The sequence below is a fragment of the Clostridium estertheticum genome (assembly GCF_018861295.1).
In the GTDB taxonomy this organism is placed as follows: Bacteria; Bacillota; Clostridia; order Clostridiales; family Clostridiaceae; genus Clostridium_AD; species Clostridium_AD estertheticum_D.
Genome location: NZ_JAHLDM010000089.1, coordinates 1 through 1,045 on the forward strand (window position 1 = coordinate 1; position 1,045 = coordinate 1,045).

Below are 1,045 nucleotides of genomic sequence, written 5' to 3' on the forward strand. Positions count from 1 at the left end.
TGCAGGACTTCATTCTTATTTCTCAGATCCACTTGCAATGCAAGCTATAACTATGATTAAGGAGAATTTAGTAAAATCATTTGAAGGTAATGTAGAAGCAAGAAATGAGATGCATATGGCACAATGTCTTGCTGGAATGGCATTTTCAAATGCATTACTAGGAATATCTCATAGTATGGCGCATAAAATAGGTGGTGTATTCCACGTTGCACATGGTCTTGCAAATGCAATATTACTTCCACATGTTATAGATTTTAATAAGAAATCTTGTGGAGATAGATATGCTACAATCGCTAGAACATTAAAACTTGCTGGGAATACAGATGATGAATTAATAAATTCATTAACTGATATGATAAGAGATTTAAATAAGACTCTAAATATACCATTATCTTTTTCTGAAAATGGTATGACTAAAGAAGAATTTGATGCTAATTTAGATTTTATAGCTGAGAATGCTTTAAAAGATGCATGTACAGGATCAAATCCAAGACCAATAAATTTAGATGAGATGAAAAAAGTATTAACATGTTCATTTACCGGTGAAAAAGTTAATTTCTAATATGAAATTAAATAATTATTGTAAAATTTTGTAAATGTACATTAGTTAATAATTAATAATGGACAGATAGTAATAGCATTGGTAAGTTATGCTCTTTACTATCTGTCTATTTTAATACAAAATTTTATTTGAAATTAATTTTAACGTTTTAATATACTTTAGATTTTTGTGGTAAAATAAAGATAGCACAAATATATTAGCATAATTAAAATTTAATGTGGGTACATAAGTAGAATAAAATAATAGAAAGATGTGGAGGTAAAAAAATGTATAAAATAGTTGGAAAGAAAGCATTAGCACCACAAATATTTTTAATGGATATAGCGGCGCCAAGAGTCGCTAAATCAGCACAACCTGGTCAGTTTATAATAATAAAAATGGATGAAAAAGGCGAGAGGATACCGTTAACAATAAGTGACTTTGATGCTGAAAGAGGTACAGTTACTATAGTTGTTCAAACTATAGGTTGTTCAACAAAAGAAA

The 1,045-nt window shown here is 28.6% G+C and carries 2 pseudogenes; both read left to right on the forward strand.

The features are described 5' to 3' along the window. Window positions 1-562 (forward strand): annotated as a pseudogene (locus tag KPL54_RS25780) (iron-containing alcohol dehydrogenase); the annotation flags it as partial. A gap of 266 nt (window positions 563-828) precedes the next feature. After that, window positions 829-1,045 (forward strand): annotated as a pseudogene (locus tag KPL54_RS25785) (sulfide/dihydroorotate dehydrogenase-like FAD/NAD-binding protein); the annotation flags it as partial.